The organism is Sulfurimicrobium lacus, from assembly GCF_011764585.1.
Classification (GTDB): Bacteria; Pseudomonadota; Gammaproteobacteria; order Burkholderiales; family Sulfuricellaceae; genus Sulfurimicrobium; species Sulfurimicrobium lacus.
Map to the genome: position 1 here is coordinate 3,281,713 of NZ_AP022853.1, position 24,380 is coordinate 3,306,092.

Annotated in this window: 32 protein-coding genes; 6 read left to right on the forward strand and 26 right to left on the reverse strand. The window is 61.5% G+C overall.

Annotated elements, in window-relative coordinates; translation table 11 throughout:
* Position 1 precedes the first annotated feature (1 nt).
* The 7 genes from SKTS_RS15945 to SKTS_RS15975 are packed head-to-tail and all read right to left on the reverse strand — an operon-like array spanning position 2 to position 5,199.
* Complete coding sequence (locus tag SKTS_RS15945) at positions 2 to 2,599, reverse strand: phage tail protein (protein ID WP_173067275.1); 2,598 nt, start codon at positions 2,597 to 2,599, stop codon at positions 2 to 4.
* A 16-nt stretch (positions 2,600 to 2,615) separates the two neighbouring features.
* Positions 2,616 to 3,266 carry a DUF6441 family protein gene (locus tag SKTS_RS15950; protein ID WP_244617371.1) on the reverse strand — a complete coding sequence of 217 codons (651 nt, stop codon included), beginning with the start codon at positions 3,264 to 3,266 and terminating at the stop codon, positions 2,616 to 2,618.
* Positions 3,260 to 3,445, reverse strand: a complete 186-nt coding sequence (locus SKTS_RS15955) for a hypothetical protein (RefSeq protein WP_173067278.1) — start codon at positions 3,443 to 3,445, stop codon at positions 3,260 to 3,262. Before SKTS_RS15955 ends, SKTS_RS15950 begins: the two co-directional genes overlap by 7 nt.
* Complete coding sequence (locus SKTS_RS15960) at positions 3,442 to 3,843, reverse strand: DUF6631 family protein (RefSeq protein ID WP_173067281.1); 402 nt, start codon at positions 3,841 to 3,843, stop codon at positions 3,442 to 3,444. Before SKTS_RS15960 ends, SKTS_RS15955 begins: the two co-directional genes overlap by 4 nt.
* Positions 3,843 to 4,577, reverse strand: coding sequence for a phage tail tube protein (locus SKTS_RS15965; protein ID WP_173067284.1), 735 nt, complete (start codon positions 4,575 to 4,577; stop codon positions 3,843 to 3,845). Before SKTS_RS15965 ends, SKTS_RS15960 begins: the two co-directional genes overlap by 1 nt.
* A 3-nt stretch (positions 4,578 to 4,580) precedes the next feature.
* Positions 4,581 to 4,751, reverse strand: coding sequence for a DUF7210 family protein (locus tag SKTS_RS15970; RefSeq protein WP_173067287.1), 171 nt, complete (start codon positions 4,749 to 4,751; stop codon positions 4,581 to 4,583).
* Positions 4,752 to 4,755: 4 nt separating this feature from the next.
* The gene (locus tag SKTS_RS15975; RefSeq protein WP_173067290.1) at positions 4,756 to 5,199 is read right to left on the reverse strand and encodes a hypothetical protein; all 444 of its coding nucleotides are present in this window, start codon (positions 5,197 to 5,199) and stop codon (positions 4,756 to 4,758) included.
* 59 nt (positions 5,200 to 5,258) lie between these two features.
* Between SKTS_RS15975 and SKTS_RS15980 the strand changes: the two genes are divergently transcribed.
* Entirely contained in the window at positions 5,259 to 5,894 is a 636-nt protein-coding gene (locus SKTS_RS15980) for a plasmid pRiA4b ORF-3 family protein (protein WP_173067293.1), read from the forward strand.
* Here the strand turns inward: SKTS_RS15980 and SKTS_RS15985 are convergent.
* Genes SKTS_RS15985 through SKTS_RS16030 form a run of 10 tightly spaced genes read right to left on the reverse strand, consistent with a single transcriptional unit; the run spans position 5,891 to position 14,015 of the window.
* The gene (locus SKTS_RS15985) at positions 5,891 to 6,172 is read right to left on the reverse strand and encodes a head-tail joining protein (RefSeq protein WP_173067295.1); all 282 of its coding nucleotides are present in this window, start codon (positions 6,170 to 6,172) and stop codon (positions 5,891 to 5,893) included. The two genes, SKTS_RS15980 and SKTS_RS15985, sit on opposite strands and share 4 nt — an antisense overlap.
* On the reverse strand, positions 6,172 to 7,176 hold the full coding sequence (locus tag SKTS_RS15990) for a major capsid protein (RefSeq protein WP_173067298.1): 1,005 nt from the start codon (positions 7,174 to 7,176) through the stop codon (positions 6,172 to 6,174). The genes SKTS_RS15985 and SKTS_RS15990 overlap by 1 nt, the downstream gene beginning before the upstream one ends.
* A 12-nt stretch (positions 7,177 to 7,188) precedes the next feature.
* On the reverse strand, positions 7,189 to 7,566 hold the full coding sequence (locus SKTS_RS15995) for a head decoration protein (protein ID WP_173067301.1): 378 nt from the start codon (positions 7,564 to 7,566) through the stop codon (positions 7,189 to 7,191).
* A 3-nt stretch (positions 7,567 to 7,569) separates the two neighbouring features.
* A complete protein-coding gene (locus tag SKTS_RS16000; protein WP_173067304.1) occupies positions 7,570 to 8,853 on the reverse strand; it encodes a S49 family peptidase in 1,284 nt (427 codons plus the stop codon).
* A 1-nt stretch (position 8,854) separates the two neighbouring features.
* Complete coding sequence (locus tag SKTS_RS16005) at positions 8,855 to 10,345, reverse strand: phage portal protein (protein WP_173067307.1); 1,491 nt, start codon at positions 10,343 to 10,345, stop codon at positions 8,855 to 8,857.
* Between the two features lies 1 nt (position 10,346).
* Positions 10,347 to 10,568, reverse strand: coding sequence for a phage head-tail joining protein (locus tag SKTS_RS16010; protein ID WP_173067310.1), 222 nt, complete (start codon positions 10,566 to 10,568; stop codon positions 10,347 to 10,349).
* Positions 10,568 to 10,960 (reverse strand): hypothetical protein, encoded by a 393-nt coding sequence (locus SKTS_RS16015; RefSeq protein ID WP_173067313.1) that lies wholly within the window; start codon positions 10,958 to 10,960, stop codon positions 10,568 to 10,570. The genes SKTS_RS16010 and SKTS_RS16015 overlap by 1 nt, the downstream gene beginning before the upstream one ends.
* Positions 10,961 to 10,962: 2 nt before the next feature.
* On the reverse strand, positions 10,963 to 11,460 hold the full coding sequence (locus tag SKTS_RS16020) for a hypothetical protein (protein ID WP_173067316.1): 498 nt from the start codon (positions 11,458 to 11,460) through the stop codon (positions 10,963 to 10,965).
* 36 nt (positions 11,461 to 11,496) lie between these two features.
* Complete coding sequence (locus SKTS_RS16025) at positions 11,497 to 13,470, reverse strand: phage terminase large subunit family protein (RefSeq protein ID WP_173067318.1); 1,974 nt, start codon at positions 13,468 to 13,470, stop codon at positions 11,497 to 11,499.
* The gene (locus tag SKTS_RS16030; RefSeq protein ID WP_173067321.1) at positions 13,470 to 14,015 is read right to left on the reverse strand and encodes an elements of external origin; all 546 of its coding nucleotides are present in this window, start codon (positions 14,013 to 14,015) and stop codon (positions 13,470 to 13,472) included. The genes SKTS_RS16025 and SKTS_RS16030 overlap by 1 nt, the downstream gene beginning before the upstream one ends.
* Positions 14,016 to 14,128: 113 nt before the next feature.
* On the opposite strand from SKTS_RS16030, the gene SKTS_RS16035 reads away from it, so the two are divergent.
* The 5 genes from SKTS_RS16035 to SKTS_RS16055 all read left to right on the forward strand — a co-directional run bounded on the left by SKTS_RS16035 (position 14,129) and on the right by SKTS_RS16055 (position 16,277).
* Positions 14,129 to 14,308: a hypothetical protein gene (locus tag SKTS_RS16035; RefSeq protein WP_173067324.1), complete on the forward strand. Its 180-nt coding sequence runs from the start codon at positions 14,129 to 14,131 to the stop codon at positions 14,306 to 14,308.
* An 89-nt stretch (positions 14,309 to 14,397) separates the two neighbouring features.
* On the forward strand, positions 14,398 to 14,595 hold the full coding sequence (locus SKTS_RS16040) for a DUF6900 domain-containing protein (protein WP_173067327.1): 198 nt from the start codon (positions 14,398 to 14,400) through the stop codon (positions 14,593 to 14,595).
* A gap of 81 nt (positions 14,596 to 14,676) precedes the next feature.
* Entirely contained in the window at positions 14,677 to 15,225 is a 549-nt protein-coding gene (locus tag SKTS_RS16045) for a DUF3489 domain-containing protein (RefSeq protein WP_173067330.1), read from the forward strand.
* A gap of 121 nt (positions 15,226 to 15,346) precedes the next feature.
* Positions 15,347 to 15,811, forward strand: a complete 465-nt coding sequence (locus SKTS_RS16050) for a hypothetical protein (RefSeq protein ID WP_173067333.1) — start codon at positions 15,347 to 15,349, stop codon at positions 15,809 to 15,811.
* 88 nt (positions 15,812 to 15,899) lie between these two features.
* Positions 15,900 to 16,277 (forward strand): hypothetical protein, encoded by a 378-nt coding sequence (locus SKTS_RS16055; protein ID WP_173067336.1) that lies wholly within the window; start codon positions 15,900 to 15,902, stop codon positions 16,275 to 16,277.
* A gap of 109 nt (positions 16,278 to 16,386) precedes the next feature.
* On the opposite strand, the gene SKTS_RS16060 is transcribed toward SKTS_RS16055, so the two are convergent.
* The 9 genes from SKTS_RS16060 to SKTS_RS16100 form a co-directional block, all read right to left on the reverse strand.
* Positions 16,387 to 17,733 (reverse strand): site-specific DNA-methyltransferase, encoded by a 1,347-nt coding sequence (locus SKTS_RS16060; protein WP_173067339.1) that lies wholly within the window; start codon positions 17,731 to 17,733, stop codon positions 16,387 to 16,389.
* Positions 17,730 to 19,124, reverse strand: coding sequence for a site-specific DNA-methyltransferase (locus tag SKTS_RS16065; RefSeq protein WP_173067342.1), 1,395 nt, complete (start codon positions 19,122 to 19,124; stop codon positions 17,730 to 17,732). Before SKTS_RS16065 ends, SKTS_RS16060 begins: the two co-directional genes overlap by 4 nt.
* 316 nt (positions 19,125 to 19,440) lie before the next feature.
* Positions 19,441 to 19,839 carry a DUF6362 family protein gene (locus SKTS_RS16070; RefSeq protein ID WP_173067345.1) on the reverse strand — a complete coding sequence of 133 codons (399 nt, stop codon included), beginning with the start codon at positions 19,837 to 19,839 and terminating at the stop codon, positions 19,441 to 19,443.
* Entirely contained in the window at positions 19,832 to 20,035 is a 204-nt protein-coding gene (locus SKTS_RS16075; protein ID WP_173067348.1) for a hypothetical protein, read from the reverse strand. Before SKTS_RS16075 ends, SKTS_RS16070 begins: the two co-directional genes overlap by 8 nt.
* 1 nt (position 20,036) lies before the next feature.
* On the reverse strand, positions 20,037 to 20,501 hold the full coding sequence (locus SKTS_RS16080; RefSeq protein WP_173067350.1) for a crossover junction endodeoxyribonuclease RuvC: 465 nt from the start codon (positions 20,499 to 20,501) through the stop codon (positions 20,037 to 20,039).
* 140 nt (positions 20,502 to 20,641) lie between these two features.
* Positions 20,642 to 22,924 (reverse strand): phage/plasmid primase, P4 family, encoded by a 2,283-nt coding sequence (locus tag SKTS_RS16085; protein ID WP_173067353.1) that lies wholly within the window; start codon positions 22,922 to 22,924, stop codon positions 20,642 to 20,644.
* Positions 22,917 to 23,132, reverse strand: coding sequence for a MerR family transcriptional regulator (locus tag SKTS_RS16090; RefSeq protein WP_173067356.1), 216 nt, complete (start codon positions 23,130 to 23,132; stop codon positions 22,917 to 22,919). Before SKTS_RS16090 ends, SKTS_RS16085 begins: the two co-directional genes overlap by 8 nt.
* On the reverse strand, positions 23,129 to 23,866 hold the full coding sequence (locus SKTS_RS16095; protein WP_173067358.1) for a PD-(D/E)XK nuclease family protein: 738 nt from the start codon (positions 23,864 to 23,866) through the stop codon (positions 23,129 to 23,131). Before SKTS_RS16095 ends, SKTS_RS16090 begins: the two co-directional genes overlap by 4 nt.
* Positions 23,863 to 24,357 (reverse strand): DUF6511 domain-containing protein, encoded by a 495-nt coding sequence (locus SKTS_RS16100; RefSeq protein WP_173067361.1) that lies wholly within the window; start codon positions 24,355 to 24,357, stop codon positions 23,863 to 23,865. Before SKTS_RS16100 ends, SKTS_RS16095 begins: the two co-directional genes overlap by 4 nt.
* Positions 24,358 to 24,380: the final 23 nt, after the last annotated feature.

Sequence of the window (24,380 nt, forward strand, 5' to 3'; positions counted from 1 at the left end):
CTTACCTCAGTAATTCGCGCACGGCCGAGCCATTGCGAGAAAGCACGTTGAGAATGGTTTTTTCACCGGCGGCGGAATTCAGATAGTCGGCCGCCATGCCGGGATCGATGACATTGACGATACGTACCGATTGCGAGGGGGCTGCGGCCGGGGCTTGAGCCACATCCGGTACCGGACCACCCTCGGCAAAGGCCAGACGCGGCCCCAACCAGCGGGGTGCGGCCAGACCGCCGTTCAGGGCATGCAGAAACTCGACGCCGACCCGGCGCACCGCCTCCGCACGCAGGACGTATTCCCCGGCGGACAGTCGTGCCGGAATGGAATCGCTGGTGGTCGTGCCTGGCCCTGTGACGTAACCACCGGACGCAAAGCCGGCCCACTGGAATAGCCCCGAGATCAGGCCACCCAAGCCGCCACCGCCGCCCTTGCTCATCCCGCCGAACAATTCTTCGGCGATTTTCTGCGCAGCGATGCGGTTGATCGCCGAAATCACCGAACGGGCAAAATCGGCAAAGGCATCCTTGGCGGATTTCGCCCCCGAGCCGATCTGCTCGAACATCGTGGCAAAGGCGTTCTCCACGTCGCCGTTGATGCGGGTGGCGACATCGTCGGCCTCGGTCTTCAGCCCGGCGACTTCCACCTTGAGTCGGGCCACGCGGTTAATGGCTTCCTCCGACCCGGTGGATGCAGCCAGTTCCTGCATCTTCGGAATCAAGCCGTCCACTTCGGCGGCGGTCTGCTGGTGCAACTCGAGTACGCCGCGCCGCATCTGCGACTCGGTGAGCATCCCGGCGTCCTTCTGCACCTGTAGTTCGCGCTCGCGAATGGCCATGCGCTCCGTGACGACTCCGTACTGGCGTTCAAGCTTGGCGAGTTCCGCCAGGTCAGTCTCGACGTTGATCAGGCGTCCGACATCGGCCGCGCCGGTGGTGTCTCCCATGCGATTGAGTTTCTCGATGAGCGGCTGGTATTCACGTTCGAGTCGGGCGCGGGTCACGTCGCCACCCCCTCCACCCCCTGCGCCCCGGATCTCGGTCAGGCGGTCACGCACACGGGCGAGTTCGTCGGCCAGTTCCTTCTCTGCCTTGGCGGCAGCGTGGGCATTGGCGACCTCAACTTCGCTGCGCTTCATGTTGAGCACGGTGATTTCGCCTTCGAGTTTCTTGACCTCGGCCTTGGCCCGCAGGCGCTGCGCTTCGTCCTTGCCGCCGACCGCAATGGCCGATTGCGCGGTCAACTCCTGCTGTTTGGCCGCCAACTCCTGATCGATGGCCTGTTGCTCGATCTGCGTCTTGCGGCCGTAGTAGTCGCGGATCGAGACCAGACGGTCGTCGAGCGCGCGATCTAGGGCCGTCTTCTGCAGATCGAGCCCTTCCTTGAGGACTTTGAATTCGGCTTCGGCCTGCGCCTTGACCACCGCAAGCTGTGCGCCAGTCGTGTCCTTCTCCGCACCCCCGGCGGATTTTTTCTCGCACTTGCCATTGACCCATTGCCCACCGGATACCACGCAGGCGATGCGCTGCATGTCCTCGGTGGGCTTGCCGGTCGGCGTCTTCTCTTCGGGGCGCTTTGGACTGGTCAGATCATCGAGGCGCTGCTTCGCCCCCGCCAGTTCCTGCTCCCATTGGGCGAGGTTCTTCCGCAGCGTCGCCATCGCGCCATCGTTGAACTTGACGTCGAAGGGCATGAACGGCACGGGCGCCTTGCCGGTATCGACCTTCTTGCGCGTCGAATCGACCAGTTCCTGAATCCGCGCAACCTCGTCGCGGGCACGTTTGATCTCGGTGCCGTTGAAGATCAGATTGCCAACCCCGCCCAGACCGACCCACAACGCCTTCAACGTTCCCGCCTCATTGGCCGCTTCGCGCATGGCGTTGGTGATGTTGGTCAGTTCCGGCAGAAAATCACGGGCCAGTGCGATGCCGAGCGAGGAGCTCGATGCCTTGAGTGCCGTAAGGTTGTCGTTGAAGGCTTCCGCCGAGCGCGCCGTCTCAGTAGTGAGCTTGAGGCCCAGTCGTTCAGCCTCGGCAGTCAGTTGAGTGATGCCAGCCGCCCCCTGATTCAGGAACGGGATCATGTCCATGCCACTCTTGCCGAACAGCTTCACGGCGAGCGCCGTCTTGACCGCGCCATCCTCCAGGTTGGCGAAGACATCGGCCACCTGTAGCAGCACAGCTTCGGTGGACTTCATGCTGCCATCGGCATTTCTGACCGAGATACCCAGGGCATCGAAGACCTGCGCCCCGTCGCCGATACCGGTATTGGCCTCGGCGATGTTCTGGGACAGCCCCTTAATGCCCTTCTGCAAGGTCTCCAGACTCACATCTGACAGTTGCGCGGCAAAGCGCAGCGTCGACAAGGCTTCGACCGAGATGCCGATCTTTTGCGAGAGCTTGTTCAGTTGATCGGCTGCATCGATGGCGCTCTTGATCATGGCGGCAAAACCGGCCACGGAAAGCGATACGCCAAGTCCGGCCAGCATTCCCTTGACCCGGTTCGATTCATCACCGAGCTTGGCCAGGTTGCCGCGAATCGAGTCGAAGGCCGAGCGGGTCTGGTCAACGGCAGTAATAAGCAGTTGGGCGCGATCCTGAGTCACGACAAATTCATCTCTCTCAAATCTTGGTCAATTGCTTCTCGATGGCTCTGGCCAGGACGGGCATCTGGCCGCGTACCGTCCCTTCCAGATCGAAGCGGCGTTTCATGGACACAGCCGGTACCAGCACAGCAATGGGAATCTCTGCGCCGCGCTTGATCGACTTCGCGCCGGTGCGGCTCCGTTCCGCGCGCTTGAACCGGGTCAGTACCGAGGCGTTTTCCTTGATGTTCTCGGCCATCAGGATGGCCTGGCCGTTTTTGCGGATGAAATACGCGTTGCCCGAACGAATCAGCGTATCGATGACCCGTTTGAACGCTCGACGACCGATGCGGCGGCCTTCCTCGGTCAATGGAATTAGCATCCGGCCGGAGATGGTTCCACCCCGCATATGGATGCCGAGCCAGGGAATCTTCGAGCCGATGAGCACCGCAGGTAATTTGTCGGGGTTGCGGTCATAGACCTTCGCCCGCAGCGAATTCACGAAGGCCGCTTTCTTCACCGTGAAATCGGTCTTCATCTTGCGGCGCACCCCATCCGCCACAATCTTGCCGCCATCGCGCATGCCAACAGCGACTGCCTTGTGGATGGCGGTCTGCTTCTGCCGGCTCCAGGCATCGAGCTTCGATTTATCCAGCAACCCCGATGCGGTCAGGGAGAGTTTCAGCATGACAGCACCTTCATCATCCGGTGCAATGCGTCACTGCTGCCCTGGCTGCCGGTCGCCGTTACCGACAGGAGATTCGCCAGTTGTCGGCACTCCTGCTGGTCGATGGCGGCCAGAAAGGCATCGGTTTGCGCCAGCGTGTAGTTGAGAATGTCGGCGTAGGCATGCCCTGCGCCGATCATGCGTTGGAGGGCATGGCTCCAGGCGTCGGGCTTTCCAGTGCCAGGCCGATTCGCGCCGCTGCCTGCGTCACGCTCGGCAACAGGCGCCGGATAAAAAAATCGGCATTCACCCCGAACACCACTTCGGCCAGGCGCACAGCCTCATCGAGATCGAGCCCGGCCACCCAGTCGACCGGGCGGCGCGTGGCAATGGCGAGAGCTGCGATCACCGCTTCGCCGTGCTCGGCCAGAATTGCCAGCCAATCAGGCGATGCTGAAAGACTCGCCGCGATGGGTTGTACCGCCCGAGCGAATGCTGGCACTTCACCCACCTTGAGCGACGTGAGTTCGATGTGCTCGCCAGCGATCTCGACGGACGCCGGTACCGGCGGCAGTGCCGCGAACATCTCCTTGCCCATCACAGCAACACGATCCGACCGAATTGGCCAAGCGCACCAGCAGCCGGCTTGGTGAGATCGGCCAGCACTTGTCCGGACAACTCGAACTTCATGAGTTCAGTGCCGATCACCGACAAGTCTTTCGCTGGATTGATGGCCACCCGGTAGAGGTCGATCACGACTTCCTTGTTGGCATCGGCCGTGTTCAGACCCTCGAAGCGAACCCAGCGTTCGGGCAAGGGCTGGGTGAACATGGCCGTGACGTTGGCCGCACCGTAGCTGTAGCTGGCAGCAATCGCACCGGTCACACCGGTGATGTCGGTGAACTGGATGGAGCCATGCTTCGCATTGACCGTGTATTTCGTATTGGCAACGGTGGTAGCACCTGCCTTGATGACCACGGCAGAGACGTTCTGCTTGCCGAGCAAATAGAGTTTGCCGAGTTCCGCCGTCGCGATGATAGGCTCGTCGGTTACGGTGCCGGTGGTGACCGCCGTGGTGGATCCGTAGAGGGAGAGCTCCAGATTCGTCTGGATCAGTTCCTCCAGGGTGCAGGCGAACTCACCTTTCTTGGTCTTGATGAGTTGCAAATCGGTCAGGCGCTGGCCGGATTGCGATTCCTGATGCTCCAGGGTCTCGACGGACAGCGAAACCTTCAGATCAGGCACGTTGCCGACGAAGGTGAGTCCCAGCGGGTTGCCATTGGTGTCACGCGCGCCGATGAAGACGCGACCTTGTCCGGAAAAATAGGCCATTGCTTACTCCTGAGTGATGTTGGGTTGCTTGCTGGGTTTGGCGGCTTGGAGCACCGGTTGAGCACTGCCGATTTCGCAAAGCCATTGCGCGAGGTCGTCAGCCAGTTCGATGACATCGCCGGGGTTGCACGCCATGCCGGCATGTTCGTGGGGTTTGCTGAGAGTTACTTCCATGGTCTTAGCCCTGCGCCGTGAGGTCATGTACCAGGGTGCGGTACGTGACCTGATAACGTGTCGGAATGGCAGCCACCGTGGCATCGGCATCCTCGATGTCCCACTCGCAATCAAGTTGCTGAAGTCCGATGCACAGGCCGCCAAAGTTGACGTCGGCAAACAGGGCTGCGTGAGCGGCAACCTGCAGACGATCGGCAATGACCTCGGCGGCTTCGCCGCTGGTTTCACGGGCCATGGCGACCAGGCGGACGATCAGATGGCGCTCGATACGATCATTGGCCCGCTGGGCAATTGACTCGGCTTCAGGAAAGAGCAGCAATGCCGGGCTCGCGTCGCGGCTGATGGCAGTAGTCGGCGATCGCTTGATCTGTGCGCCTTCTGCCTGCGCCAGGGGACTGAGTCGGTTGATGATCTCCTGCAATAGCCGCTCCCGAATGGATGTGGGCATTTGATTCTCCGAATGGGTACGTAAAATGGACGGCAAGGATCACGGGGAAACAAACCAGCATGGCCACCGCCACCAAAACCAAAAAACATCGCAGCAGTCAGTCGACGCCCGACCACTACACGATTCGTGTTGAACTTCTCGGCATTCGTCCGACGATCTGGCGTCGCATTCACCTGGACGGCCGGACTAGGCTCGATGCCCTGCATCACATCCTTCAGGCCGCGATGGGTTGGTCGGACTCGCATCTGCACAAGTTCGAGATCCGCGACAAGCACTACGGTGTGCCCGATCCAGAATTCACCGATCCTGGCTGGGAGGTGCTCGACGAGAAGAAATACCGCCTTAACCAGTTGCTCGCCGAAGGAGATTCCTGCACCTACCTCTACGATTTCGGTGATGGCTGGCAGCACCGCATCACCGTCGAAGCGATCAAGGACGTCAAACCAACGCCGAGCGATGGCGGTTTTGCCTGGGTCGAGGCTGGCGAGCGTGCCTGCCCGCCCGACGATGCGGGAGGCTCGGGCAGCTATCAGGACTTCCTCGACCGACTGGAAGATGATCCCTACGGGGATGAAACCAAAGCCTTTCGGGAATGGGCTGGCCTTGATTTCGATCCCGATCGTTTCGATCGCCAAGCAGTGAATGCCACCATCGCGCGTATGCTCTGGAACCGCTGGATCAAGATCGGCCCCTAAAGTCGGGTGAGTGTGGCCCGGCATTCAGAACCATCCCCAATGGCCCTGACTTCGCGGACGCGGTAGGTCACGCCACCGATCACGAGTTCGTGACCGCTATCCAGAATCGTCGCTTCGACCGGGTAGCGGATTGCATAGTCAGAGGACAAGCCCAGGCCATCGAGCACCTCGACATCGGGGGCACGAAAATCCACCAGGACTTCCGCGCCCCCAATGACGGCCGGTGTGAGCAAGCCAGCTCGCCCGGCTGCCGCATACAGATCAGTCAGGACGGTCATCAGGACATCGTCAGCTTGACCAGCACGCCCGGGCGATGGCACATCGGCAGCGGATTCGACTGCGTATGCAGATCGGTACCGCGCTCGAACTTTCGCGAGTCCTGCTTGGCGTACAGCGGCTGTCCCAGCGTATTGACGGTCTCGTTGAAATCCGCCGGTGCCACGTAGGTGCCGAAGGTATCGATGGTGCCTACCGGGAAGGCATGCGCTTCACCGGCTGCGATGAAGCGGCGGGTGGCCCCGTTGCCATCGGTCGCCTGGCCGCGATACTCCTCGAAAACGATGCCGCCGAAGGTGAAGCCGGTGCGCACATCGTCGCGCAGGATCGCCCCCTGCTGGAAGTTCTCGTAGGCTTTCTCGACCTTGGGATGGGCGATGAGCTTTTCAAAGAACTCGGGCGAGCACAGGCAGCGCACGTTGGCCATGAATTCGCCGCGCAGGTTCTCCTCGATGTGCGCCAGGGTATCGACGCACTTCTGACGGACGTTGGTGCTATCCGTGGCCAGGGCGAAGTTGATCGCCTTGGGCGTGATGCCGAACTCGTCGTAGAGGTTGTAAAGCGTCGAGCCGTCAGCATCGAGAATGATGCCCTTCAGTGCACCCATGCGCAGATGTTCCAGCGTGATGGCGTGCTTGTTGCGCATGGTTTCCAGATGGCGGGCCATGACGCCGGCCACGGTCTCCAGTTCGGTTTCCGAACCGAAGGCGCGCAGGCCCTGAACTTCATCGGGGAGTACTACATCGTCGTGCGGGATGTGGGGCACGACGAAGGAGCGCATCTTGCGCTTGTCGCGTTGCCCCACGGTACCGGGACTGCCCACCGGCAGCGTCGGCAGGAGATTGAGCACGCCGTTCTTCTCCTCAATGAGGATCTGGCGGAAGCGCACCGGCTTGACCGGGAACAGGTTGAGTGACTCCAGCCGGCCATAGCGGTTCGGCAGGAGGTTGATGGCGGCCGTGAGGTTGGCCATCGAGAAGGCGGGATTCGAGAACGGGTTCTGCATGAGAGGACTCCTTTAAACAGCGTGGCGAACGAGCACGCCGGCCGCCTTGAGTTGGGCGATGGCGGCGGCTTTGTCCAGGGGGGTAATTCCGGCAGGCCAGGTCAGGGCGTGATCGGCGACGACGGCGTGACGGGCAATCAGAACCCCGTCCTCGCGATCGATCAGGCTGGCGTCGATCGAGGTGGCGAGAACGCCGACGGCAACTTCGGTGCCATCCGTGGCGGCCGGATCGATCTGCTTGACCTTGGCCGTGGTGGCGTCGCCGCCGACCACTGTGCCGAGCACGAGGTTCTGGCCGGCGGCGACCGTGACCTGGTCACGTGAATAGAGGTTGGGCGCTTCGTACTTGAGCAGATCGCCCAGATTGAGACCTTCGGTAATGACGGGCATGGCTTACTCCTTTCCGGTGAGTTTCTTGACGGCTGCCATCAGGGGATTGGCGGCAGATTGGGATTGCTGAGGCGTCGAGGCATCCGGTGCGATCGTCGAGCGGATCTCCGGACTGTCAGCACGGCTGGCCAGCAGCGCTTTACGGACCTGGCCTTCGGAAAACCCTTCAGCGAGGAAACGGGCCGTCAATTCCGGATGACCGGCGAGTTGGCACAGTTCGGCGATGGCGAGTGCGTTGGTTCCGTTCTCCGCAGGGCGGGCTTGGGCGTCAGTGGGCGGTACTTCATCAGTGACCGGGGTCTCCGATTCGGGATCGGGAGCCTTTGCCGGTTCATCGGTCAGTGGCTTTTCAGTTGTGTCAGGGTGAGACATGGTTGAGATCTCCATGGAAGTTGAAGGACTTGATGCGATGGGTGTTGCCAGTGAGCGCGAGGAACTCGATACTGCGTGGCCGCGCGCCCGACGAGCCACCAGAAAACTGCCGAATTCGGCGATGACCGAATCGAGGCTGCCGACGGCATCGACCAGCCCGACACTCACCGCCTCCTCGCCGAAATAGATGCCGGCCTCGGTGGCACGCACCGCATCGGCATCGAGCCGACGCATCGCAGCGACGTGAGTCACGAACAGGCCGTAGAGACGATCGACTTCGGCCTGGAGTCGGGCATGGGCATCAGGGCCGAGCTTTTCGTGGGGAGAGAAATCGTTCTTCTGCTCTCCCGCCGTAATCGGGGTGTAGCGATAACCTTGTTGGGCATCGCGGGCGGTCTGGTCGACGTGCATGGCAATCACGCCGATAGAGCCCACGCCGCCGGTACGTGTGACCACCAGCCGAGATGCCGCGCAGCCAATGGCATAGGCAGCGGAGTACGCCGCGTCCGATGCCACAGCCCAGATGGGCTTCACGGCATCGGCGGCGCGAATCCTCTCGCCCAATTCAAAGACGCCGCCTGCTTCGCCACCCGGAGAATCGATGTCGAGCAGGATGCCCTCGACACTCGGATCGCTGATCGCCGCATCGACCATGCCGGTGATCTCGGCGTAGGACGTGAAGCCCGAGGCCGGTTCCAACCCCATGGTGCGACGAACGAGCGACCCAACCACAGGGATCACGGCAACACCTGCAGGTGCATCGATGCGTGCCCGTGCCTGTGGGAGAGATGCAGCCAGTTCGGATTCAGGCCAATTCACCCGCTCGCCGAGCACCGACAGAATCACGTCGAGCTTGGCACGGGCGAGCAGAAGCGGCGTCCCGTAGAGACGGGCCGCAAGATGAGGCAAGTGCATGTCAGGGGTTCTCCGGGTTCTCGGGGGATACAACAGTTGCCGGTGCAGCCGTCAGGTCATGACGGGGGTCGGACTCAAACACCAAACCGAGGGCATCAGCCCGTGCGTTGTCAGCAGCAATTTCGCGATCGACATCCTCGGCGTCGTAGCCAAAGGACGAGATAGCCTCCGAACGGGAGAGCAGACCCGACCGGATGGCGGTGAGCATGGCGTCAAACTCTTTCTTGGGATCCACCCATTGCCAGCCCTGGGGAATCCACTTCACAGCCAGATACTCGCGTCGCTTGGCCTGACCGCCCCGGGCATACCCCGGCAAGGACAGCGCCCCCTCAAGTGCTGCCTGCTCGATGAAGGCCTGCCAGATCGGTCGGCACAATTGATGGACGAGCACGCCGTGCTGCAAGGCTTCGCAGCGACGGCGAAACTCCAGCAGGCCGGCACGGATCGACGAGTAATTGACCTGGGTGAGATCCCCTGTCAGTTGTTCGTAGGTGACACCCATGGCGGCGGCGACGGCACGGAACTGCATGCGCAGAAAATCGGCATAGCTCGCGCCGACATCAGCCGGTTGCGAGAATTTGACGTCTTCGCCGGGCTCCAGGATCTGCAAGGTGCCGGGCTCCAGACCGGCCAGAGCCACCCCGTTGGCGTCCGATACGCCTTCGCCCATCAGGTTGTCCTCGGGTGCCAGGCGCGTAATGAAACCAGCGAACATAGCGGCAGTTTTTTTGCGCACCAGTTCGGCATCATCGTACTGGTCGAGTTCATTGAGCTTGACCAAGGCCCGGGCCAACCAGGGTTCGCCACGAATCTGCCCTGGCCGCAGGGGGCGGAAGAGATGCAGGATTTCCGATGCATCGACACGGACCGTTTCAATGCCGCCATTCCCGGACATCGGTGCCAGTGCGCCATCCTCGGGATGTGCCCGATACAGGTGATAGGCCACACGCCGTCCGAGGCGGTCGAATTCGATGCCGGCACGGATCACATTGCCGTTCTCTGCCGTGGCATTCATGGTCACCGGCAAGTGCTCGGGTTCAAGCACTTGCAGTTGCAGCGCCACGGCAAGCCCATCCTCAGGCCGCCGATAGCGGATCCGAACCAGCGCCTCGCCGCCTTCCAGCATCGCCCGACAGGCCAAGGCTTGCAGGCCATAGAAATCAGTGAGCCCCGAAGCGTCGGCATCCAGCGTCCAGTCGCGCCAGAGCATCTGGATCCGTTCGCGCAATGCGGCATCCGCCACCAGGGACTGCGGCTTGATGCCGGTACCGATCGCATTGGCCACGTAGGACTCCAGCGCGGCATTGGCCCAGGCATTGCGCCGCACGAGATCACGACTCTTGGTGCGCAGTTCGGTCTGGGTCGCCATCAGCGCCGCTACAGCACCCGGGTTGGCCGGTAGCCAGGCAAAAGATCGCCGTCCACCACCAGCCGCCTCGTGCAGCGGACTGCCACCGAACATCCGGCGTGAGATTCGTTTCAGCCAGCGCATCTCAGAATCCCTTGCTCGTGGTGACCCGGATCTGGCGTGGTGCCTTCGGCCAGAGACCTCGGGCGACTGCCTGATCGTGGAGATCGCGCTTGACCGCGTCGATTGCCGCCTGGAGTTCCTCGACCGTGCGGTACTCCACGGTCTTGTCACCAAAGGTGACCCGCCGCTCTCCCTTGGTCAGCGCCGCCTCAAGGGCGGTGAGTTGGTCTTCGGTATGTGCCATCAGCGATAGACCACCAGGTTCATCTCCGTGGTATCCGACAGGGAGGTATTGCCCGTAGCGCACACCACGTCGACATAGGCCGCCGTCTTGGCATCCGATGTCGAACGTGCCAAGGCCGTCCTGGCGCTACCTGAATTGGTAGTACTGCGGGCAAATGCCAGCCAGCAGTAATTCGCATCCGCGAAGGGCTGGGAAAACGTGATCCGGTAACGTCCCGCTGCCAGCCGGGTGACCGACGCGACGTTGTGAGCGGCACTGATCTGGATGGCGGAACCGCTATAGCCAAAGGTCACCCAGGCACGAGCGATCCCCGGATGCTCAGGGCGCACCAGCGTCTTGATCTCGGTGGCGACCCGAATGGCCAGCGCAGCCATCTGTGAAACCAAGCTCATGATCAGGCGATCAACTGTGCTTCGAAGATGGCGACGAAGTCGGTGCTGGTGTCACCGATATCGGCACTGGCCACTGCACCGATATTGGTCCGCGCCTGCAATTGCTCCGGCGCTGTCAAGGTTTGTGCCGCATCGAAGCGCACGCGCTTGTCGATGGCGGCCGTCAACGCGGCGATGCCAGTCTGATCGTTCTGCAGGGCCTGCTGCAGTTCCAGCAGGGTGTCGTAGGCCGCATCGGCGCCACCGAGAATCTGGGCACGCAAGTCATCGAGCAGCGTGACAATCTTGGAGGCCGAGAACGTGGTGGTCGTACTGCCGGGGGCCAGATCATCGATGACGGCAACCGCAGCAATTGCCGCCTTGAGTTCGTTGATGGCGGCGACCAGCGTGGATTTGTCGGTGGTCGAGAGCGACGAAAGGTTGCCGATCTTGGAATAGACCGTCTTGAACTCGTCGGCGACACGGATGACCAGGCTGTGAATTTGGGTTTGCAGACTCATGATGTGATTTCCTTTGTGGTGGATAGAAGGGACGATTCAGGTCAGCCAGCGGCTGCGGATCAAACGACGTCCGCCATTGCGAACGCCAGAAACAGCGAGGCCACCTCTGTGGGTGGCCTCGGCATCGGGTACAGCGGATAAATCGGGGGGATCAGCGCTGGCGATCCCGAGTTGCTTTTCTAGTTCTCGCCAGTGCCGATCCTCAAAGCGATCGAGGCCGGAGGCTGCGGCAGCGGCCCGGGCATAGACGTAACAGTCGAGTGCTTCGTTACGCTCGCGCATCTTCTGCCACTCGCGGATGGCGAACCCGTTCCGGTCGCGCCGCGTAATCAACTGCTCGGCACACAGTTGCTGCAGGAACTCGGCATCCACCTTGGGCAGATGGACGAAGCCGGCGGGGTAACGGATCGTCAGACCGTCCTCAGCCACCTCTTGTGACTTCCGGAGGTTGTTGTAGAACTCCAGCTTGGCAATGCCACCGGCGACCGAGAACACCTTGATGCCCCGGCGCAGCTTCTTACCGCCTGACGTGGCGTCGACAGCGGTCGGCGTGCCGACCAGGGCAGCGCCCCGAGCCACCCCTTTGACGGCCATCAGACGCGGGTCGCGCACACCCCGGACAAACGCATAGGCTTCCTGAGTCGCGAAACCGGTATCCAGTGCCAAGCGACCCAGTCCAAGCTGGCATCCGGTTTCATGCGTCCAGGTTTCCCGCAGAACGCTGGCCAGTGCTTTCCACACCTCGTCGCGGGCCGTATCGCCCATCAACACGCGATGCTCGACCAGCCAGGACTCCTTACCTCTGCCAAAGGCCCACACCGAGACCTCGATGCGATCCTTCTGGACGTCGGCACCGGCGGTCAGCAGCAGGCCACCGACTGGGATGGTCCCGATCCGATAGTCCTCGCGGCGTTCCAGCAGTCGTTGCCAGTCAGGCGCTTCGCCTTCCTCGACCCAGGTCTCACCGAGTTCAGTATTCTTGAAGGTCTTGATCGCAGCGGCAGATCCGGCTTCCTTACTGATGGCACTCTCCCAGGCGGCCGCGACATCTTTCCAACTGCGCCAGCCGATCGGGCTATACAAGCTCGACAAGTGGAAGCCTGCCGTGCGACTGGAGCCCTCGGCCATTGCCCGCCATTCACCGTGTTCCAGCATCCAGGTTTTATGGTGCTCTGGAATAGGCACCTCACAGGATTCGCACACGTAGGCGGCGGTATCCGGAAAGTTGCCATCCTCACCACGCTCCCAGCGCAACTGCTCGAAGCGCAGCCATTGACGGTGACCACAGTGCGGACACGGCACGAAGTAGCGCCGCTGATCACTGGCCTCGTATTCCCGCTCGATGGTGCTGACACCGGCAATCGTTGGCGTCGACACAATGAATATCTTGCGCCGAGAAAACGTCCGGGTACGGGCCTCAGCCAGTGCTACGGCACTCCCTTCGCCATCGACGTCAATCGGATAACCATCGACCTCGTCGAGAAACAAGTAACGCACCGGCATCGAGCGCAGGCCGACCGCGCTGTTCGCTCCGGTCATCACCAGGACGCCACCGCGAAACTCCTTCGCCAGAATCGTGTTACCCGAGTCGCGGCTCCGGGCCGGCGCGATCAACTCACGCAAGATCGACGATTCATCGATCAGCGGATCGATCCGCTGCTTGGAGTTGCGCTTGGCCATTTCCACTGTCGGCCAGACCGCCATCATTGGACCCGGCGCATGGTGAATCACGTAGCCGATCCAGTTGCTGCCCATCTCGGTCGCACCCAGTTGGGCCGCTTTCATGAACACGACGCGCTCGACCGGCGAAGTCGGCGACAGGCAATCCATGATGGCCTTCAGATACGGCGTGCGACTGGTGCGCCAACGGCCCGGTTCTGACGAAGCCTTGGAGGACAACATCCGGTGCCGATCCGACCATTCCGATACCGATAGCAGCGGATCCGGGATAAGCCCCTCCCGCCAGGCCCGCTCGATATCAAGAGCGCCTTCGTACTCTTCCTGTTCCATCAATCCACCCGAGGCCGCATGTCGCCGAGCTCGATCAGGTGATCGCGCACGGCAGATTCCAGTGCGACGTGCAATTCATGGGCGTCGACTTCCAATTTGGCAGCCATCTCGGCCGATATCCGGGCTGGCCAGTTGAGCCAGGCATCGCGCTCGGTACGTGCCAGCCTGAAAACGTGAGCGATGGCCTGTGATCGATCGACCAGATCACCCTTGAGTTGGGCGAGGCGCACCTTGTTGGTCTGCGCCTTGACGACTTCGTTGACGGTCCTGGCCTGTAACAGCGAGGTACCGCCTGCTGACAGCATCGGGGCGACAGGTTCGACCGGAGCACTTGCCGGGCGAATCGGTTCCGCTGCCGGCGAAGCGGTTTTTGCAGCGACTGGCTTGCGGGCCGCCACCGTGTTCTGTGCCCATTCGAGATCGGCGCGATTAGGTTCAATCGTGCCGTCTGCCTCCGGCGTGATGCGGCCGGTATCGATCGCCTTCTTGACTGCTACATGAGAGACGCCGCGATGGCGGGCGTAGGCGCGTATCGACAGACCCATGATTTACATCAAGCCGATCGCAGAAGCTTTTAGACGTCGCGATTCAGTGCTTGGCTTTCCTCCAGAACAGCGCGTTCATGCAATCACCATCAACCATCCTGAAGGAGATTGACATGAGTTACCCAATCAAAGCCCAGGTCGGCGATTACATCCGCATCGACGGGCGCGTACTGCGCGTCGTGTTTGTGAATGATCGAGACGAGCAACCCGAGTACGAACTGGAAAACGGCAGTTGCATCGGCAACCGCGATTTCAGCTACGACGACGTCCTCCTCGAATCCGAGGTGCGCTGAAAGACCTGAAGCCAAGCAGGAATAGCTTGGCTTCACTCTTGAACAGCGCGTTCATGTCATCACCATCAACGACGTCCAAGGAGACACACATGAGCAAGCAAACCCATCAAGTCAACCAAGCTCTCGAAACCCTGCTCCAGCAGATCGCACTGGACCACCTGTTCATCGAAACCCTGGAAACCCGCAACAGCGACCGGATGGACTTCCACGAGGTCAGTGTCTGGGGCGTCAAGAGCGCCCTGATGGCGGCCTACGAGGCGGGCCGACAGGCCGCGAAGCAGGCCTGAAATAGAAGCGGAAAGCGCTTGGCTTCACTCTCGAACAGCGCGTTTATGGCCACACCATCAACCACCCAGAAGGAGCATCAAATGACCACCATCCAACTGAGCCATGCCCAGCACGCCATCCTCGCCTACGCCATAGAACACACCGGCGGCAAGATCGAATGGTTCCCTGACAACATTAAGGGCGGTGCCCGCACCAAGGTGCTGGAGGGCCTGTTCAACAAGGCCCTGGTCACCCGCGACAGCACCGACTGGTTCGTCGCCGCCGAGGGCTACGACGCCCTGGGGCGCGCACGACCGACGCCGGCGGCCATTCACCCCGACCCGGAGGTTGAGGCCGCCGTGTCGGCGGCTGAAGCCAACTGGGCGCAAGAAAAGCAGGACGCGGCAAAACGCCTGCTTAAGCTCGGCGTCGAGGGCAAGCCTCGCACCCGTGAGAACAGCAAGCAGGCCACCGTGATCCAGATGCTGCAGCGCCCCGAGGGCGCCACCATCAGCCAGATCTGCGCGGCCACCGGCTGGCAAGCCCACACAGTACGCGGCACCTTTGCCGGTGCCTTCAAGAAAAAACTCGGGCTCAACCTTGCCTCCGAGAAGCCCGAAGGCAGCGAGCGCATCTACCGGATCGTCTGACCGGAACCGGGGTGGCGACACGCGCCGCCGCCCCCAAATAAAGATTCAGAATGCCCTTGGCTTCTCAATCAAACAGCGCGTTCATGTGGGTGTCGAAACAATCCACTGAATGGAGACCATCATGAGCACCAGCATCCACGCACGCTTTACCCGCAAGCCCTGCAGCATCGACGAGGTTCATCACAACAGCGATCCAAGTGCACCGCCCGAGGTCATCACGATCGAGTTCCGCAAGGAGCTGACCGAAACCGAGTACGACGCCTTCGCCAACACTCTGTTGGAAGACCGCGATTGGCTGGCAGGACGTGGCGGCCATGCTGATGGTCACCGACGTGTGGTCGAAGTCAGCGCCCCCGGCCGCACCACGCTCTACGTCGATCCCTCCGGCAGCAGCTACGGGCGTTACGTCGGGGTGGCGATCGAGTCGCCGACACCCAGCAACGACCAGGCCAGCGCGATTCGCTGGCTGCTCGACAATCGCCGGCCCGAAGTCAGCATCGATCAGGCGCTGCGCACCCTGCGCATCGCATTGTGCTGCGACGCCGGTGCCATGGAATTGCTCGACCAAATCGCCTCGGAAAAATGATTCAGATTTCTGCGATGAAGAGCTTGGCTTCTCAATCAAACAGCGCGTTCATACGGGTGTCGCAACGATCAACCCGAAGGAGATAACGATGACCACCCAGCAAAACATCCCCGCCAGCCAGAACGACGCCTGGGGCTTTTTTGGCACGATGAACGACACCGCCGCAGCCGCCTGGCCGATCGCGATGACCGCAATTTCGGATGCCACCTACCAGCCCCTCGAATCGGTCAGGCTGTTCCTCGACAGCCGCCACGGACGCCACTTTGCCGACGACGTCCTCAACGAGATGCTCCGGGGCCACACGATCCAGCAAGCCATCGACGCCGCAGTAACGCGGTGGATGGGCTGGACGATTGGCCGGAAGACCAGCAAGGACTACGGCATCCCCAAGGGGCTACCTTACCTGACTGGCTTCGTGATCCACTGCGAAGTGACCGACGAGTCCTTCGAAGCCGAAGCAGCGTAAGGAGATTACCATGGCCGCCGTCGTCACCACCCCGCAACTCGAAGCCAACTACGACAAGTTCATCGCCGAACTGACCAAGCTCACCCGCAAGTACGGCGTGGCAATCCAGTCAGTCGGCGGGGTCATCCTCGCCGATGACCCCGGCGAATTCGGCAACGTCACTTACTGCGCCGACATCACCAGCGGCGACCTCCTGCCGGAGTTCCCCACCGACTGACAGCGCGTCGAACGCCACGCCATCGGACTGCCTGATGGCCTTCGCCCCGGCATAGTCCTGCCAGCGGCGAACGATCACATCGACGTACTTCGGATCCAGTTCGATCAGCCGCGCCTTGCGGCCCGACTTATGCGCCGCGATCATCGTGGTGCCCGACCCACCGAAGGGATCCATCACCACATCACCCGGGCGACTGGAATTACGGATGGCCCGTTCCACCAGTTCCACCGGCTTCATGGTCGGGTGCAGATCGTTCTTCTGCGGCTTCTTGATCTGCCAGACATCGCCCTGGTCACGGTCGCCGCACCAGTGACGATCGGCGCCCTCGGGCCAGCCGTAGAGAATCGGTTCGTACTGACGCTGATAGTCGGCACGCCCCAGGGTGAAAGTATTCTTGGCCCATATAACGAAGGTGGACCAGTGGCCACCCGCCGCACGGAACGCCGCCTGCAAGCGGTCCAGTTCGCTCGACGACATGGCCACGTAGATGCCACCCTGGCAATGCGCCACGGTGGGCGTCAGTGCGGCCAGCAAGAAATCGTAGAACCCGTCACCGAGGTTGTCGTTGAGGATCGCGCGGTCCTTGCCGCGCATTTTGTCCTTGGCCGAGTTGGCGTAATTGACGTTGTACGGTGGATCCGTAAATACCATGTCGGCGATCTCGTCGCCCAGTAAAGCTGCGTAGGCATCGGCATCAGTCGAGTCCCCGCAGAGCACACGGTGCTCCCCGCAGAGCCAGACATCGCCTGCCCTGGATACAACGGGGCCAGTGTCTTCCGGAATGGAATCTTCGTCGGTATCGCCTTCGGTGGTTGTTTCCTCACCGGCGAGCAGGTCGGCCAGGGCATCGGCATCGAAGCCGGTCAGGGACAGATCGAAGTTGTCATCCTGCAGTGCGGCCAGTTCGACCTGGAGCATGGCATCGTCCCAGCCGGCGTTTTCGGCAATCCGATTATCCGCGATTACCAGGGCGCGATGCTGCGTCGGTGTCAGGTGATCAAGGATCACAACTGGAACGACAGCGATGCCGAGTTTCTGGGCTGCAGCCAGACGGCCATGCCCGGCCACGATGACGCCATCACCACCGGCCAGGATCGGATTGGTGAAACCGAACTCGGCAATCGACGCGGCGATCTGCGCCACTTGAGCATCCGAATGCGTCCGGGCATTGCGTGCATAGGGCACCAGCTTGGCAGTCGGCCACTGCTCGATCTTGTCGGCCAGCCACGAAATCGTCATGCGGGTGCTCCCAATCGTTCTGCGGCAACCGCACCATAGGTCTGCCCAGTGATCACCAGCGTGACCGGCACCTCCGGGAAATTCTGCTGGAAACGTTTGATGGTCACATCAACATACTCGGGCGCAATCTCGGTGGCCCGCACTACGCGGCCAGTGCGTTGCGCAGCAAGCAGCGTGGTGCCTGATCCACAGAATGGTTCGAACACGATGTCGCCGGCGTCGGTGTAGGTTTCCAGAATGTGCTCTGGTAGTGCCACCGGGAATACCGCCGGGTGATCGATGTCCTGTCCGATCTTTCCCTTGTGCCGCATGATGCGAATCACGGAATCCGGAATCTTGGTGTCCTGCGTGGGCGTGCCGGCAGCTGTCCAGCCACCAATCGTTCCATTTTTTTTGCGCATGGCCGTGGAACTGCCGTCCTTGCGTAGATGCGTTTCCTGACCCGCAAACTTGCAGGGCATGATCTTGTTGGCCTGCCGTGCCTGGCGGTTGAAGTGGAAGACAAACTCGAACGACGGTGCCAGCCGACCATTCCAGTCGCCAGGCAATCCTGGCCCCTGGTCCCAGACGTACCAGGCAAAACGCCGCCAGCCCTGCGTGCGCATCCAGTCGAGCCAACCATCCCAGTAGGGTATGACCTCGTTGTCGCGATGGATCAGCCCAAGATTGACCAGCACCTGGCCGTTCGGAGTCATCGGCAGGTTGGAGAAAACGCCGCGCATCAGGGCATCCCAATCAATGATGGTGTTCGTGTAGTCCCGCTGGTTGCCGTAGGGCGGCGAGGTGAAGCACAGCGCAGCCTTGTCGTCGGCCATCAAGGCTGCAACCACACTGGAGTCGGCAGCATCCCCGCAGATCACGCGGTGCGCACCCAGTTGCCAGACGTCACCAGGACGCGATACCGGATTGACCGGCGTATCAGGTACCTCGTCGGCAGCATCGTCGGAATCAGCCGAGGACTCCTCGGCCGTTCCTTCCCCACCATCCACCAGTAAGTCTTCAATTTCCTCGTTGGTGAATCCGGTCAGCGTCAGGTCATAACCTGACTCCGTAAGTTCCGCCAGTTCGGCGGCGAGCATCTCTTCATCCCATCCCGCATCGAGTGCCAGGCGGTTGTCAGCGATTACATAGGCGCGCTTCTGTGACGGCGAGAGGTGGCCGAGTTCGATGACCGGCACCTCGGACAGGCCGAGCTTGCGCGCAGCGGCCAGGCGACCGTGGCCGGCAATGATGCCGTGGCTGCCATCCACCAGGAGCGGGTTGGTCCAGCCGAATTCAACGATGCTGGCCGCGAGCTTGGCGACCTGCGCCTCGGAATGCGTGCGCGGATTGCGGGCGAACGGGATCAGCGTCTCGACCTTCCGGTATTCGACGTTCAAGGTTTGGGTCATGGAATGCAAAAACCCGCCACAGTTGGCGGGTCATAGATTGGGTGGTAACTCGGTTCAGGTGGTAACTGGTAACCCCTGGTAACCTCGTTTCGCTGTCTGACGCTATCGAAATGCCGGGCTCGCGCCCCCCGCATGGGATTTTGGACAGGAAGGACCCGTCGAATTTCCTGACTGAGAGCGATGTAGCTTCACACTCACACCGCTCGCCAGATCATAGCTGTCATACTATCCAAAATCCGGGGTAGATGTTGCATGGTCAAAAACCGCTGATTGCCCTTGATTGCAGCGCTTTCGCGCCTATTGACGCCAATTCACGTCAAAACACTACCGCGCGATGAGACTGCTCGTTGAGTCGCTCAGCAACGATCTGCAATGCCCGTTGCCACCGTCTCCACGCCGTCGTCCGCTCGCAACCAAAGCGACGACAGATGACCCTCCATTCGTATTGCTTGGCACGCATCCAGATCAGGTGGCGCTGCTCCTCCTCCAGCCACTGCACCCAGCGCATCGCCTCCAGCATCCGGTCGATGGCCTCGGGGCTTGGTGGCAGCGGGCGGTACTCGTAGTCCTTGTCCGTGAAGCCTTCCCATTCCTTACGTGCGAACGCTGGCCACACACTGAAGTAACCCTGCACCCTGACCGGAGGCAGTCGCCGTCCTGTCTCTGCCGCCTCGGAAAAGCGGGCTGCCACATCCTCCAACGTCCATTCAGTCATGGCGTTTCCCTCCGTACAGGCGTTCACCGATTCGTCGCACGAACTCCCTCTCGACGAAGTCCAGACGGTCGTCCTGCTCGGACACCACGAGGATGTGCTGGTCACGCCAGCCGGACTGTTTGACCGTTTCCAGGTCGGTGGTCTGCGGCTGCAGGCGACCGAGCGGGCAGCGGTATTGCTGTGCTGGGATCTTCACGTCACACCTCCTGCGTCTCGATGGCCCAGTGCAGCAATGCCAGGGCATCGGCTTCGTTGTCGTCCTTGGGATCGTGGCCACGTGACCGTGCAGCTGTGATCATCTCGTCCTTGCCGGCATTGCCTTTGCCGGTTGCGTGCTTCTTGATCGTGCCGACTGGCACGCCTTGGTACGGGATGTTCTGGTGCTCGCACCAGGCAGTGAGGTGGCTCATGAAACCACCGTAGGCGTGCGCGGCATCCACGCCCGCGTGACGCCGTACCTCTTCGAAGTAAACCGCGTTGATGAAATGGCTGGCCGACAGCAGTTCGTTGAGCCAGCGCTTGAAGCGCAGGAAGCGCATGCCACCTCCTTCGAAACGCTGCGGCTTGAAGCATTGCGTGCCGCTGAGGATGCTGCCGTCCAAGTGGTGTAGTGCCCATCCGGTATTCGTGCCCAGATCGAGGGCCAGGATCGTCGTGTTCATGTGTTCAGTCCTTTCTTGTTCTCGGTCTGACGCAGCCGACACGGTTTGTCGAAACATTCCATGAGGCGCGCACGCGCACACGTGTGGTGAGTTACGTGAAAGAGCGTCAGCTGCGTCAGGCAGATGGTTTTTCATGAGCGTCAGTTATCGGCGTAGGGGGTGTAGGCGGGTGCAGGTGAGTTCTTGAGGCCGATCCCCTGAAATCCCCGTACCCCCATGCTATTGCGCCATTTCTCGATGCCGCGTGTGATGAGCAGATCGGAAAAACGCCGCTGCGATCCGATGAATTCGCCAGCCGCTTCCGCCCATTGCTTCCAGTCGGTGAACAGTTCGGCGGTCAGCGACTTGGCGTTGGACTCGCGCACGCAACACTCCTCCAGCCAGCGGCCCAGTGCATCCTCGGCTTCGAAATACTCCTCGGTTGCCTCTACCACCCGCTGGGGAGGCTCGAGCCGTCCCAGGCGTTGCCAGTCGAGGCAGCCCTGAACCGCCCAGGCCAGGATGCCGTCACGCTCAGCCAGCAATTTCTGCTGGAGATGCTTGTCGCGGCGCTCGGGTGGCACTGTGATCGTGAACGGGATCAGGTGCAGGCGCCGTTTCATCGCTTCGTCGATATTGCGAATGGCCGGCTTGTGGTTGCCCGCCACGAACAACTTGAACTGCGGGAAGAACTCGAAGAAGTCCTGGCGCATGAATCGCGCTGAAATCTTGTCGCCCCCGGTCAGGTTCTTGACCTTCGATTCGGCCCAGCGTCGCCCCTGCTCGGTTTCGATGGCTGCCACGAAGCGTGCGCCGCGTAACCCGGCCATATCGGTCGGATGCCGGTCGGTGCGTGTTTCCATGAAGGTATCCATCGGCGCGTTGGTCGCGTAGTCGCCGAGGATGGTGGCCAGCGTGTTCACGAACACCGACTTGCCGTTGGCGCCTGTGCCGTACAGAAAAAACAGCGCGTGCTCCCGCGTCGATCCGGTGAGGGCGTAACCGACCATTCGCTGCAAGTAGCTCTGCAACTCTTTGTCACCACCTGTGACCTCGTCGAGGAACTGACGCCAGATCGGGCAGTCACCCCCGGGCGTGGCCGTTGTGATTTTCGTCATCCGGTCAGCACGGTCGTGTGGACGCTGTCTGCCGGTCTTGAGATCGACCACACCGCCCGGGGTGTTGAGAAGCCAGGGGTCGGCATCCCATTCCTCGGTGGTGGCAGCATGTCTGCGGTCCGCGCGTGACAGCCGCTCAACGCCACCGACCGTACTGGCACTGGCCAGCTTGGCGGCCACCTTGGGATTCTCAGCACGCACGGCGGCATGCCGGCAAACGCTGCGGATCAGATCAGTGGCGGCCAGCGTGTCTTCGGTGCGCCAGCGATTGCCGTCCCACACCAGCCAGCGGCCCCAGGTCGCCACGTAACGCCAGTCGCGGTGGTAGCGTCGGGTGAAGGCCAGCGCCAGTGCATCCTCCGTGCCCCAGACTGACTCATCGCTGCTGGCCACAGGATCGACATCCACGGTTATGTCGTGCATCTGCAGGCGCGGGCCATGAGCGAGAAAGGCCGCAACGTCAAAACCCTCGGCGATGGCGTCGGCCGCATCCCACCCTTCAGCCGCTTCCTCTGGCGGGTAAAGGATGTGGCAGGTTTTGGCGCCCGCCGACAAGATGGCCTGCGCTGCCTGCGTCGCATAGTCCCAGCCCGGCTTGTCGCGGTCAGGCCAGATCAGCACAGACTTTCCCGCCAGCGGCGACCAGTCGGTTTTCTCCACCGGGGCATTCGCGCCGTGCATCGCCGTCGTGGCGGTGACGCCCGCATCGATCAGCGCCTGGGCGCATTTCTCGCCCTCGACCAGCACGACCTGACTGGCCGAGGCCAGGCCCGGCTGGTTGTAAAGCGGGCGCGGCTCGGGCGGTGTCATCTTTCGGCGTTTGGCATCCCACGGACGAAACTCCTTCTTCCGTCCGGGTGGGTCGTAGCGGTAAACCACCGCGATCAGATTGCAGGCTGCATCGTGGTAGTCCCACTTTGCGGTGGCCGGACCAAGGTCATCGACGGGTGGCTCCTTCTTGGCCTTGCGTGACGGCGTCGACGGTGCTTGCCCAAGCAGATCTGCCGCGTGCTGAAGCACACGCGGGAAATCCGTCTGAACATTGGTGCCCAAGTGGGCCGCAATGAGATCGAAAATGTCACCGCCATCACCGGTTGCACGATCGGTCCACAGCCCGGCCTTCTCACCATCGAGGACAACCTCGAGACTATCGCCGGGGCTGCCGAGCACATCGCCGATGAGGAATTTCCCTTTGCGCTTCTTGCCTGCGGGGAACAGAGTGGCCAGGACCGATTCCAGTCGAGCAACGAGATCGGTCCGTAACGACTCACGTGTCACCCCGCTGTCCTGTGGCAACTCAACAGGGGCTTCGTTGAAATCAAGCATTCGACGCGCCCCCCTGTGCCAGCATCCAAGCTTCCAACTCCTGTAATTTGAAGCGCACGAGCTTGCCGACCCGGTAATGCGGTATGCCAAGCCGCTGACGCTCCTTGGGGTGCGTGAGCAAGTACATCGGCAGATTCAGGCAATGAGCCGCCTCGCTTGCATCAACTAAGTGCTCGCCAAGTACAGCGGTGATTGATGAAGGGTTCATGGTGTATTCCTCCAGCACCGGTCCTGCCATGCGCACATCCGGCACTCAAAGTGGGTGGATTCGAGAAAGCTGCGTGGTAGCAACTCTCCGGCATCCGTGGCCGTAATCACCTTCAGCGCGCGGTCGGACATACGCTGGGCCAGTGCCGCATCGAACGGCACCAGTTCGGTGTAGATCTCCATGGTGTCGGCATTGATTGCCGTGAAGATTGCCGGCTGTTCATGCAACTCCAGATAGGCCTGATAGATCGCTACCTGCGCGGCGTAGATCGGCTTGGCCACGGCCAGCCTGTTTTTTTCCAGGTCACGCCACGACTTCGAGCCGAGACACTTGCACTCCCATAGCGCTGGGTAAGCAAAGCCCTCGGGGCCACCGACGATGACACCGTCGATGTGCCCCTGAAGGCGCCCGCCGACCGCTGAGAAACCGAACTGATCGCCACTGGGTTTACGGGTGCGCAGATCGAATCCGGCGGCCCGCAACCACTCGACCATGCAGTCCTCCATGACATGGCCACGCTCGAAAATGCGTAACAAGCGCCCATCATGGTCACGGCCATGATCGACCGGCGCCTTGGCAAACTCGTACTGCAGGGCTCGTTCGCATGACGCTCCGAGACGTGAAGCACCCAGGTACTCACGCTGCGTCTGAGTGGATCGCACGCGCTGCATCCCGGCGTCGACCAAGGCGGCGATCTGTCCAGAAATGCTGGAAGAGGAGTTGAAGTCCATCATGGCTTGCCTCTCTTCCCGTCTTCCCAGGGCAGGTCATCCTCCAGATCGGCGAACGGACTCGCCAGCGGATCGGGTGTAGGCGGCATGCCCCGCACTGGTGGGAATTTTGTCGCCTCGTGGTGCACGACCATCGCATCGGTGTAGCAGGTCACGATGGCATCGATCACGCGCAGCGCCTCCGCTTCGGAGTAGTCGCCGAGCGGCTTAGTGAATCCGATCGCGCCTGCTGCCTCGCCGAACGCTTTGAGACAACTGCGCATGGCCGCCAACTCGACATCAGACGGATCGATCATGACGACCTCCCTGATGTCCTTGCCGCCATCCTTGACGCGCAGCCAGTTGCCATAGAGTGCGTGAAATGCGTCCTGGCAGCGCCGGGAGCAGAACACCCAGTCGACGGGGTAGCGACGAGGGTTGCCGATGCGATGCCGGCTGTCGGAATAACCGAATCCCCTGGCCTGTCGCTTGCAGACCCAACACTTTCCGCTCATACATGACCGCCTCCCGGCTGCGA

Bases quoted from the DNA above. Each gene is read 5' to 3' on its own strand.
- SKTS_RS15950 (WP_244617371.1), bottom strand. From the start codon at position 3,266: ATGCTGAAACTCTCCCTGACCGCATCGGGGTTGCTGGATAAATCGAAG.
- SKTS_RS15955 (WP_173067278.1), bottom strand. From the start codon at position 3,445: ATGATCGGCGCAGGGCATGCCTACGCCGACATTCTCAACTACACGCTG.
- SKTS_RS15960 (WP_173067281.1), bottom strand. From the start codon at position 3,843: ATGGGCAAGGAGATGTTCGCGGCACTGCCGCCGGTACCGGCGTCCGTC.
- SKTS_RS15965 (WP_173067284.1), bottom strand. From the start codon at position 4,577: ATGGCCTATTTTTCCGGACAAGGTCGCGTCTTCATCGGCGCGCGTGAC.
- SKTS_RS15970 (WP_173067287.1), bottom strand. From the start codon at position 4,751: ATGGAAGTAACTCTCAGCAAACCCCACGAACATGCCGGCATGGCGTGC.
- SKTS_RS15975 (WP_173067290.1), bottom strand. From the start codon at position 5,199: ATGCCCACATCCATTCGGGAGCGGCTATTGCAGGAGATCATCAACCGA.
- SKTS_RS15980 (WP_173067293.1), top strand. From the start codon at position 5,259: ATGGCCACCGCCACCAAAACCAAAAAACATCGCAGCAGTCAGTCGACG.
- SKTS_RS15985 (WP_173067295.1), bottom strand. From the start codon at position 6,172: ATGACCGTCCTGACTGATCTGTATGCGGCAGCCGGGCGAGCTGGCTTG.
- SKTS_RS15990 (WP_173067298.1), bottom strand. From the start codon at position 7,176: ATGCAGAACCCGTTCTCGAATCCCGCCTTCTCGATGGCCAACCTCACG.
- SKTS_RS15995 (WP_173067301.1), bottom strand. From the start codon at position 7,566: ATGCCCGTCATTACCGAAGGTCTCAATCTGGGCGATCTGCTCAAGTAC.
- SKTS_RS16000 (WP_173067304.1), bottom strand. From the start codon at position 8,853: ATGCACTTGCCTCATCTTGCGGCCCGTCTCTACGGGACGCCGCTTCTG.
- SKTS_RS16005 (WP_173067307.1), bottom strand. From the start codon at position 10,345: ATGCGCTGGCTGAAACGAATCTCACGCCGGATGTTCGGTGGCAGTCCG.
- SKTS_RS16010 (WP_173067310.1), bottom strand. From the start codon at position 10,568: ATGGCACATACCGAAGACCAACTCACCGCCCTTGAGGCGGCGCTGACC.
- SKTS_RS16015 (WP_173067313.1), bottom strand. From the start codon at position 10,960: ATGAGCTTGGTTTCACAGATGGCTGCGCTGGCCATTCGGGTCGCCACC.
- SKTS_RS16020 (WP_173067316.1), bottom strand. From the start codon at position 11,460: ATGAGTCTGCAAACCCAAATTCACAGCCTGGTCATCCGTGTCGCCGAC.
- SKTS_RS16025 (WP_173067318.1), bottom strand. From the start codon at position 13,470: ATGGAACAGGAAGAGTACGAAGGCGCTCTTGATATCGAGCGGGCCTGG.
- SKTS_RS16030 (WP_173067321.1), bottom strand. From the start codon at position 14,015: ATGGGTCTGTCGATACGCGCCTACGCCCGCCATCGCGGCGTCTCTCAT.
- SKTS_RS16035 (WP_173067324.1), top strand. From the start codon at position 14,129: ATGAGTTACCCAATCAAAGCCCAGGTCGGCGATTACATCCGCATCGAC.
- SKTS_RS16040 (WP_173067327.1), top strand. From the start codon at position 14,398: ATGAGCAAGCAAACCCATCAAGTCAACCAAGCTCTCGAAACCCTGCTC.
- SKTS_RS16045 (WP_173067330.1), top strand. From the start codon at position 14,677: ATGACCACCATCCAACTGAGCCATGCCCAGCACGCCATCCTCGCCTAC.
- SKTS_RS16050 (WP_173067333.1), top strand. From the start codon at position 15,347: ATGAGCACCAGCATCCACGCACGCTTTACCCGCAAGCCCTGCAGCATC.
- SKTS_RS16055 (WP_173067336.1), top strand. From the start codon at position 15,900: ATGACCACCCAGCAAAACATCCCCGCCAGCCAGAACGACGCCTGGGGC.
- SKTS_RS16060 (WP_173067339.1), bottom strand. From the start codon at position 17,733: ATGACGATTTCGTGGCTGGCCGACAAGATCGAGCAGTGGCCGACTGCC.
- SKTS_RS16065 (WP_173067342.1), bottom strand. From the start codon at position 19,124: ATGACCCAAACCTTGAACGTCGAATACCGGAAGGTCGAGACGCTGATC.
- SKTS_RS16070 (WP_173067345.1), bottom strand. From the start codon at position 19,839: ATGACTGAATGGACGTTGGAGGATGTGGCAGCCCGCTTTTCCGAGGCG.
- SKTS_RS16080 (WP_173067350.1), bottom strand. From the start codon at position 20,501: ATGAACACGACGATCCTGGCCCTCGATCTGGGCACGAATACCGGATGG.
- SKTS_RS16085 (WP_173067353.1), bottom strand. From the start codon at position 22,924: ATGCTTGATTTCAACGAAGCCCCTGTTGAGTTGCCACAGGACAGCGGG.
- SKTS_RS16090 (WP_173067356.1), bottom strand. From the start codon at position 23,132: ATGAACCCTTCATCAATCACCGCTGTACTTGGCGAGCACTTAGTTGAT.
- SKTS_RS16095 (WP_173067358.1), bottom strand. From the start codon at position 23,866: ATGATGGACTTCAACTCCTCTTCCAGCATTTCTGGACAGATCGCCGCC.
- SKTS_RS16100 (WP_173067361.1), bottom strand. From the start codon at position 24,357: ATGAGCGGAAAGTGTTGGGTCTGCAAGCGACAGGCCAGGGGATTCGGT.